10 protein-coding genes and 2 pseudogenes are annotated in these 7,891 nt (G+C 60.9%); 10 read left to right on the forward strand and 2 right to left on the reverse strand.

The genetic code is table 11. The features are described from left to right. Positions 1–75: 75 nt before the first annotated feature. Both tnpA (IL54_RS01760) and tnpB (IL54_RS01765) read left to right on the forward strand, forming a co-directional pair. Complete coding sequence (gene tnpA, locus IL54_RS01760; protein ID WP_161489738.1) at positions 76–468, forward strand: IS66-like element accessory protein TnpA; 393 nt, start codon at positions 76–78, stop codon at positions 466–468. Continuing rightward, a complete protein-coding gene (tnpB, locus tag IL54_RS01765; protein ID WP_037472583.1) occupies positions 465–821 on the forward strand; it encodes an IS66 family insertion sequence element accessory protein TnpB in 357 nt (118 codons plus the stop codon). Before tnpA (IL54_RS01760) ends, tnpB (IL54_RS01765) begins: the two co-directional genes overlap by 4 nt. Here tnpB (IL54_RS01765) and IL54_RS24520 read toward each other — a convergent pair. Then, a complete protein-coding gene (locus IL54_RS24520) occupies positions 802–1,044 on the reverse strand; it encodes a hypothetical protein (RefSeq protein ID WP_162182183.1) in 243 nt (80 codons plus the stop codon). The two genes, tnpB (IL54_RS01765) and IL54_RS24520, sit on opposite strands and share 20 nt — an antisense overlap. 12 nt (positions 1,045–1,056) lie before the next feature. Here IL54_RS24520 and tnpC (IL54_RS22550) point away from each other — a divergent pair, with 12 nt between their 5' ends. From tnpC (IL54_RS22550) to tnpC (IL54_RS01790), 6 genes and pseudogenes are all read left to right on the forward strand, one after another. Next, entirely contained in the window at positions 1,057–2,484 is a 1,428-nt protein-coding gene (gene tnpC / locus IL54_RS22550) for an IS66 family transposase (RefSeq protein WP_162182184.1), read from the forward strand. Continuing rightward, entirely contained in the window at positions 2,481–3,074 is a 594-nt protein-coding gene (locus tag IL54_RS01775) for a plasmid pRiA4b ORF-3 family protein (RefSeq protein WP_237748752.1), read from the forward strand. Before tnpC (IL54_RS22550) ends, IL54_RS01775 begins: the two co-directional genes overlap by 4 nt. A 35-nt stretch (positions 3,075–3,109) precedes the next feature. Beyond that, positions 3,110–3,364: pseudogene (locus IL54_RS22555) on the forward strand (Tn3 family transposase); the annotation flags it as partial. Positions 3,365–3,501: 137 nt separating this feature from the next. Continuing rightward, complete coding sequence (tnpA, locus tag IL54_RS01780; protein WP_037472585.1) at positions 3,502–3,885, forward strand: IS66-like element accessory protein TnpA; 384 nt, start codon at positions 3,502–3,504, stop codon at positions 3,883–3,885. Beyond that, positions 3,882–4,229 carry an IS66 family insertion sequence element accessory protein TnpB gene (tnpB, locus tag IL54_RS01785; protein WP_037472586.1) on the forward strand — a complete coding sequence of 116 codons (348 nt, stop codon included), beginning with the start codon at positions 3,882–3,884 and terminating at the stop codon, positions 4,227–4,229. Before tnpA (IL54_RS01780) ends, tnpB (IL54_RS01785) begins: the two co-directional genes overlap by 4 nt. A 60-nt stretch (positions 4,230–4,289) precedes the next feature. Continuing rightward, positions 4,290–5,843, forward strand: coding sequence for an IS66 family transposase (gene tnpC, locus IL54_RS01790; protein ID WP_037472588.1), 1,554 nt, complete (start codon positions 4,290–4,292; stop codon positions 5,841–5,843). 43 nt (positions 5,844–5,886) lie between these two features. On the opposite strand, the gene IL54_RS23845 is transcribed toward tnpC (IL54_RS01790), so the two are convergent. Beyond that, positions 5,887–6,054: a hypothetical protein gene (locus IL54_RS23845; protein ID WP_156106061.1), complete on the reverse strand. Its 168-nt coding sequence runs from the start codon at positions 6,052–6,054 to the stop codon at positions 5,887–5,889. Between the two features lie 200 nt (positions 6,055–6,254). Here IL54_RS23845 and IL54_RS01795 point away from each other — a divergent pair. Beyond that, a pseudogene (locus IL54_RS01795) lies at positions 6,255–6,815 on the forward strand (Tn3 family transposase); the annotation flags it as partial. A 142-nt stretch (positions 6,816–6,957) separates the two neighbouring features. Further along, positions 6,958–7,824 (forward strand): recombinase family protein, encoded by an 867-nt coding sequence (locus IL54_RS01800; RefSeq protein WP_006953933.1) that lies wholly within the window; start codon positions 6,958–6,960, stop codon positions 7,822–7,824. The last annotated feature ends 67 nt before the right edge of the window (positions 7,825–7,891 follow it).

Below are 7,891 nucleotides of genomic sequence, written 5' to 3' on the forward strand. Positions count from 1 at the left end.
GTAAGCGCCGACGGAACGTGACCTTGTTGCCGGCACCGGAATAGGAAAGCTCGCGGCCTTTAAGGAGGCATGAGCATGGACATCGAGCAGTCAAACGAGCCTCGTATGAGCGGTCGCGGTGATGGCGGAGTGCTTGTACGGGTGGAGCGGCGTCGGAACTGGAGCGACGAGGAGAAGCTGGCGATCCTGAAGGAGACGACGGCGCCGGGGGCGATCGTCTCGGCCGTGGCTCGGCGGCACAGCGTTGGAACAGGCCAGCTTTATACCTGGCGCAAGCAACTGCTCCGCGGAGCCATGGCAGGCTTCGCGCCTGTCGAACTGGCATCGTCGTCGCCGTCGGCCAAAGCTCGGGAAGCTGGGCGGATCGAGGTTCGAGGGCGGTGCGGCCTGACGGTGTCGGTGGATGGCGAAGTTGATCGGGCGGTCCTGAAACAGGTGCTCGATGTCCTGCGGGAGCTGGATCATTGAGCCTGGCGTTCCCGCCTTCGACGAAAATCTATCTGTCGCTGTCGCCGTGCGACATGCGCAAGGGTTTTGACGGGCTGTCGGCGCAAGTGCGCAATATCCTTCAGCTCGATCCATTCTCGGGAGCGGTCTTCCTGTTCCGCGGCAAGCGGGGCGACAGGTTGAAGGCTCTGGTCTGGGACGGCTCAGGGCTATGCATGTATGCAAAGCGTCTCGAGCGTGGAAAGTTCGTGTGGCCCCGTGCTCATGAGGGCGCGCTTCGCCTGTCGGCGGCCCAGCTTGCTATGCTCATCGAAGGGCTGAACTGGAAGCAGGCGATAGTCCATGACGAGGTGATCACGCCGAGGCTCGCATAGCCAAAAAGATCAGGAAAACCGCCATTTTATGTAGGTTTTGCCGTGGGCTTCGGCTATGGTTGAGACCATGCGGTTCGCCCTTGATCGCCTCCCCACAGACCCGGTTCTCCTGCAGAAAATGCTGCTGGAGATGGCCGATGTCATGGAGCGGGAACGGGCCGAACTGAGGGCCGCGGAAGCTACGGTCAAAGCCCAGACCTTGCGGATCGAAAAGCTCGAGCATCGTGTCGCGCGGTTGCTGCGCGTCCAGTTCGGCCGCAGCTCCGAGAAAATGGATATCGCCCAGCTGCGGCTGATGTTCGAGGAGGTCGAGGCGCCGGAACCCGCCAACGATGAGGTGCCGGCGGCGCTGGTAGCAAAATCGGCCCGCAAACCTGGCAGCCGCGTTCCGCTTCCGGCGCACTTCCCGCGTCAGACCGTCGATCATCAGCCCAGCCCATGCAGTGGCGGTTGTAACGGACCGTCAGTCCAGATCGACGAGGCCGTCACTGAGGTCCTCGATTATGTCCCGGCGCGCTTCCGCGTCATCCGCCATGTCCGGCCCAGGCTGGTGTGCCGGTCCTGCGAGCAGATCCGCCAGGCGCCCGCCGTCGATCTGCCGCTGCCCAAGGTGATGGCGAGCAGCGCCTTGCTGGCCCACCTCGTCGTCAATCGCTTTGTCGATCACCAGCCCTGGCATCGGCAGTCGGTAATCTTCCGCCGCGTTGGGCTTCACATTGATCGGGATGTGATGAGCCGCTGGGCGCGAAAACTGGCATGGCTGCTGGCGCCGCTGGGCGAGCGGTTGTTCGCCTATATCCGGGAAGCCGCCAAGATCCACGGGGACGACACGCCGGTCACGTTGTTGGGCAATGGCGATGGCAGCCGGACCGGGCACTTCTGGGTGTATCTGCGCGATGATCGTTCAAGCGGTGACATGAGCCCGCCTGCCGTAGCCTTCCGCTTCAGCGCCGATCGTGGCGGAGCGCATCCGGCAGAACATCTCGCCGGCTATCAGGGGTATCTCCAGGCGGACGGTTTTGCTGGCTATAATGCGCTTTACCGCGATCCCAAAACCAAGGCGCCCAGGGACATCGTCGAAGTAGGATGCTGGAGTCACAGTCGCAGGAAATTTACCGACATACTGGAAAAGAGCCCGTCACCGATCGCGGCGGAGGCGGTCGTGCGGATCGCCGAACTCTTCGCCATCGAGCGCGATATCAAGGGTGCGCCACCCGATGAGCGAAGACGCATCCGCCAGAGCAAGGCGGTGCCCAAGCTGGAGGCATTGCGCGTGTGGCTCGAAACCCAGAACCGAGGCCTGTCTTCCGACAGCAATCTGGCGCGGGCTTGTCGCTATCCGCTCAATCGCTGGCAGGCCATGATCCGCTACTGCGATGATGGTCAGCTCGAGATCAGCAACAATCTGGTGGAAAACGCCCTGCGCGGTGTCGCGCTCGGGCGCCGAAACTGGATGTTCGTCGGCTCTATGAAGGGTGGAGAGGCCGCCGCGCTCTTCTACTCTCTGGCCGGTACATGCCGGCTCAACGGCGTCGAGCCCGAGGCGTGGTTCACAGACGTCATTGAGCGCATCGGCAATCACCCGATCAATCGGATCGATGACTTCCTGCCGTGGAAATGGCAGGCATCAAAGCTGACCAACGATCTGGAGAAGGCTGCGTGAGCAACAGCACTATCGTGCGGATGAAGATTACGCTGGACGATGTGACACCGGCCGTGAGCCGAACGCTGGAGGTGCCGCTCAATATCCGCCTCGACCGTCTGCACACCGTCATCCAGACCGCCTTCTCGTGGACGGACTCTCATCTGTGGGAAATGAGCTTCGGGCAGACCGGCTTCGGCATCCCTGATCCTGAATATGGCTTCGACGGGCCGCTCGACGCCCGTAAGGCCACTCTCGCCCAGGTCCTGGCGGATACGAGGCGCAAGACTTTCCGATATCTCTACGACTTTGGCGACGCCTGGGAGCATAGCGTCAAGATCGAGCGCGTCAGCGCGGCCAGCCCGCACCTGACATATCCGCTCATCCTCGATGCAGTAGGCATGCGCCCGCCGGAGGACAGTGGCGGACCATGGGGCTATGCCGAAAAGCTCGAAGCGCTCGGCGATCCCCAGCATGAATATCATGAAGAGGCGCTGGAGACCCTCGGCGACAACCATGATCCCAACGCCAAGCCCGATATCCCTCTGATCGAAGCAAGGCTGGAAACGCTCGCGAAAAAATGGGCGCCACGGACACGCCGGAAAGCCTGACGGGCCGCGTCAACGCCACCTTCCGTCGGCGCTTACGCTATGGCGGCCGTGGCGTCATGATCTACTGACATGTGGAGAAGCGCGCGACCTGCGTTTATTCCCAGCTCAAGCGGTGCTCTTCCTCGGAGGTCGCCTCCATGATCGAAGGCGTGCTACGCCATTGCACCGACATGGAAATCCAGCGCCAGTACGTCGATAGCCACGGCCAGAGCGCAGTCGGCTTTGCGTTCTGCCGACTCCTTGGATTTGAGCTTGCCCCGCGGCTGAAAGCAGTGGCACGCCAGAAACTGGGTAAGCGGGGCCTGAGGGCCGCCTTGCGTAATGCCCATTCGCCGGGATGATTGCCGCTCTTTGAGCGAGGTGGCGGGTGTCGGACGAGATCGAGGATTCAGCAAGCGAACGGGCGATTAATCATACGAGTAATCGTATGAGTAGTCGGATCGAGGTCGTTAGCCGGGTGTCGGGCCGTCGGCGCTGGACGGTGGAACAGAAGCTGGCCGTATTACGGGATGCATTCGGCCCCGACGGTTGCGTGCGGACAGCCTGTGAGCGCCACGACGTCGGCAGCGGCTCGATCTACACATGGCGGCAACAGGCGATGTCAGGCGAGTTGACCGGGGTGTGCAAGCCGATCGAGCCTGTATTTGCGCAGGTGCAGATCAGCGAGCAGCCGGCCTTGCCCGCCCCAACGGTTGCGGCGCGCAGCAACGGCGTGATCGGGATCGAGCTGCCGTCGGGCATCAAAGTGAGTGTGGACGCCACGGTCGATGCCGAGGCCCTGTCGCGGGTGATCGGCGCGCTGACACGATGATCCCGCTGCCGCCATCGACGCGGATCTTCCTGGCCTGCGGTGCGACCGACATGCGTAAGGGTTTCGACGGCCTGGCGGTGATGACGCAGCAGATCCTGGAGCAGAGCCCACATTCCGGTGCGCTGTTCGCCTTCCGGGGGAAGCGCGGCGATTTGGTGAAGCTGCTCTGGTATGACGGCCAGGGCATGTGCCTGTTTTCCAAGCGGATGGACCGGGGGCGCTTCGTGTGGCCGTCGACCAAGACGGGGTCGGTGATCATGACCGCGGCCCAGCTTTCGATGCTATTGGAAGGCATCGACTGGCGGCGACCTGAACGCACTTTCACCCCTTCATTGGCGGGGTAAAACGCCCATTTTCTGGCACTTCTATTAGCATTGCCACCACCAATCTGCTATATAATCGCGGTGTCGGACGCAGGCCTTTTCACTCCTGATAAAGATGCTCGGATCGCCGAGCTCGAAGCCGCATTGGCCGCCGCCCATGCCGATATTTCCGCCCGCGACATCCTGATTGATACGCTGCGCGTGCAGATTGCACGCCTCAAGCGGATGCAGTTCGGCAAGTCGTCCGAGAAGCTCGATACCCAGATTGCCCAGCTTGAGCTGGCCCTTGAAGAACTCGAAGGCGAGGCCATCGTCGCCGCCGTGCGTCGAGGCGATCCGGTAGCCGTCATTCGGCCATCACCGGTTCGGGCGCTGCCCGCCCATCTGCCGCGCGAGGAACAGCGGATCGAGCCCGATCAGGGTAACTGCACCTGTCCCGACTGCGGCGGCGCGCTGCGGCCGCTGGGGCAGGATAGCGACGAGATGCTCGATGCCGTGCCCGTGCAGTGGCGCGTCATTCGGACCATCCGCCCCAAGTATAGCTGCCGGTCCTGCGAGAAGATCGTGCAGGCGCCCGCGCCGGTAAAGGCGATAGCGCGGGGCAAGGCGACCTTCGGCACCCTGGCCCATGTCGTCGTCTCCAAGTTCGACCATCATCTGCCACTTTACCGCCAAGCCGAGATCATGGCCGCGCAGGGCATCGAGATCGACCGCTCGACGCTGGCAGGCTGGGTCGGCCAAGCATCCGTGCTGCTCGATCCAATCATCAATCGTATCCGCGAGGTCGGCCTGACCGCCTCAAAGATCCACACCGACGATACGCCGGTGCCTATGCTCGATCCAGGACGTGGCAAGACAGCGACTGGCAGGCTCTGGGCCTACGCCGTCGATGATCGCGCCTCTGGTGCGACCTCGCCGCCACTGGTCTGGTATGAGTTCACCACCGACCGCACCGGCGCGCATCCCCGACGCCAGCTGGCCAGTTTCACCGGCTATCTGCAGGCCGATGGCTATGCTGGCTATGACAAGCTCTACAACACCAACCGCGTCACCGAAGTCGCCTGCTGGGCACATTTCCGGCGCAAGATATTCGACATTCATGCGACCAAGCCGACGCCGCTCACCACTGATCTGCTGGAACGTATCGGTCAGCTCTATGAGATCGAAGCAGAGGTTCGCGGCCATCAGCCCGATATCCGACGACGAAGCCGGCAGGACCGCACCAAGCCATTGATCGACGATCTCCGCCAGGCGCTCGACGATGCCCTGCGCCGTCTTGCGCCCAAGTCGGAGATGGCCAAGGCGATCGCTTATGGCCGCAAGCGCTGGATCGCGCTGACGCGCTTCCTCGACGATGGCCGACTGGAGATTGACAATAACATAGCCGAGCGCGCCATGCGCTGCGTGGCCCTTGGCCGCAAAAACTGGTTGTTCGCAGGCTCAAAAGCAGGCGGTGATCGGGCCGCCGCCATCTACTCCATCATCGAGACTGCAAAGCTCAATGGCCTCGAACCGCAGGCCTATATCGCCGATGTCATGGGCAGGATCGCTGGCAACTGGCCCGCAGCCAAATGGGATGAACTCATGCCATGGAACTGGCGCTTGACCGACCAAGACGTTGCTCAAGCTGCCTAGTGGAGATGCCAAAGCTAGATTCTTACGCCACTCCGGCCAAGGATCATGTCGGTGACCGCAAACTGAATGCTATAGCTGCAATTTCTCTGGCACGATCCAGCATTCCAGGAGGCAATTCGCGGGTTCCATCATCATTCAGCGGGAGATCATCGATCTGGTCAAAAATCGCCCCGGCCTCGATGACCAATACCTTCAGCTCGTCATTAGTCACTCATGTTCTCCCTAATCCAACCGCATAATAGCGAAAGGAATAGAAACGATCGAGCGACATCGTAAATTTTTCAAACTCAGACACTCTCTGCCAAAATGACAGAATGTGGCCTACAAACCGCACTTACCCTGAACCGCGGTCCGCAGGCCACGCTTACGAAACTGGCCCTTCCCCAAGCCGGCATGCGCACGCGGCTTTCCAATTTACTGCCGATCCTCTCCAGCCCGATCGACTGGGACGAGATCGAGCAACAATATGACGAAATGGTCAAATATGCCGCTGCCATGCAATCGCGCACCGCCGATCCGGAAGCGATCCTGCTCCGGTTTGCCAGAGCCGAAGTGATGCACCCGACCTACAAGGCGCTGAGTGAACTCGGCCGCGCGGTCAAAACAATCTTCCTATGCCGGTATTTGCGTCAGGAGGCATTCCGCCGCGAGATCCACGAAGGGCTGAATGTGGTTGAGAACTGGAACGGCGCTAATGGTTTCGTGTTCTTCGGCAAGGGCGGCGAGATCGCCACCAACCGCATCCATGAGCAGGAAATCTCCGTTCTGGCGCTACACCTCCTGCAAGCGTCGCTGGTGTATGTGAACACCCGCATGCTTCAGACCGTACTGGTTGAGCCGAAGTGGGCGGGGCGGATGACGCCGGAAGATTATCGTGGTCTCACGCCGTTGATCTACAGTCATGTGAACCCTTATGGCCGCTTCGACCTCGACCTGAACGACCGGATTGATTTTGGACGGCTTGCAGCGTGAGGCGGCTGATCGGCCTATAACATTTGGGTACACCCCAGAGTGATAGGGCCGAGTGACACCATTCGTCTGTCACAAAAGGGTGGGTTTGCGCTCAATGTGACGATACACTGCAAGAGCCACCCTAATGTGACGGATTTTGCACTTGGCTCGTATCGGATATGCCCGCGTCAGCACCACGGACCAGGATCTGGATATCCAGATTGGCCGCCTCAAGAATGCAGGTTGCGAAATTATCCGTTCCGAGACCGGATCGGGGGCCTCGCGGAGCGGGCGCACGGAACTGGAAACGATCATGCAGTTTATGCACACCGGCGACGAGCTGGTCGTGCTGCGGCTCGACCGGCTCGGCCGCTCCACGCGCGATGTCCTGAACCTGGTGCATGAGCTTGATGAAAAGGGAGCTTCGCTGCGCATCCTTGAGCCAGAGGTGACGACGGCGGGCGACATGGGGCGAATGGTCATCACCATACTCGGCATGGTCGCCGATATGGAGCTGAAGTTCATCAAGGATCGTCAGCGCGCCGGGATCGAAGCGGCGCGCGCCGAAGGCGTTTACAAAGGCCGGAAGAAGAACGTCGATGACGATGAAATCCGCCGTCGCCTTGCCGCCGGCGCCAGCAAGGCCCGCGTTGCCCGCGACCTGAAGGTCTCACGAATGACCGTCTATCGGGCGCTCGACATTATTCCGTCACAGACCAAACTGCCGGAAAAGCCGCCCACTGCCAGCATCGCCCTGCATCTGATTATCGAGAACTTCAACAAGCGTGGAAGAGGTAGAAAACCCGCTCGGGAGCGGATTGAGGCGATGCTGGAACGCGACTACGCCATGGTAAAAAACGGCAATTGTGATTACAAACTGACCGTCGCCTATGACCCCGATCCGGATGGCATTTCCCTTGATGAGGAAATCCAAAGCCTCCTCTCCGAGATGTTCAACATCGCAGAGAGCTACAATTGCTCCATGGAAGCCGATATCTACGAGGTCGGTGGTCAGCAACGGTCCTGGTAGAATCAATCAAGCGTTCAGTGTTCGTTCTTCAACCTGGCCAAAATCGCAGCTTCGGGCCGACTGGGCC

The organism is Sphingobium sp. ba1 (genome assembly GCF_000743655.1).
GTDB lineage: Bacteria > Pseudomonadota > Alphaproteobacteria > Sphingomonadales > Sphingomonadaceae > Sphingobium.

What these genes read in the sequence shown, in the direction of transcription:
- IL54_RS24520 (WP_162182183.1), bottom strand. Translation starts at nt 1,044, where the DNA reads ATGCTCGAGCTTTTCGATCCGCAAGGTCTGGGCTTTGACCGTAGCTTC.
- tnpA (WP_161489738.1), top strand. Translation starts at nt 76, where the DNA reads ATGGACATCGAGCAGTCAAACGAGCCTCGTATGAGCGGTCGCGGTGAT.
- tnpA (WP_037472585.1), top strand. Translation starts at nt 3,502, where the DNA reads ATGAGTAGTCGGATCGAGGTCGTTAGCCGGGTGTCGGGCCGTCGGCGC.
- tnpB (WP_037472586.1), top strand. Translation starts at nt 3,882, where the DNA reads ATGATCCCGCTGCCGCCATCGACGCGGATCTTCCTGGCCTGCGGTGCG.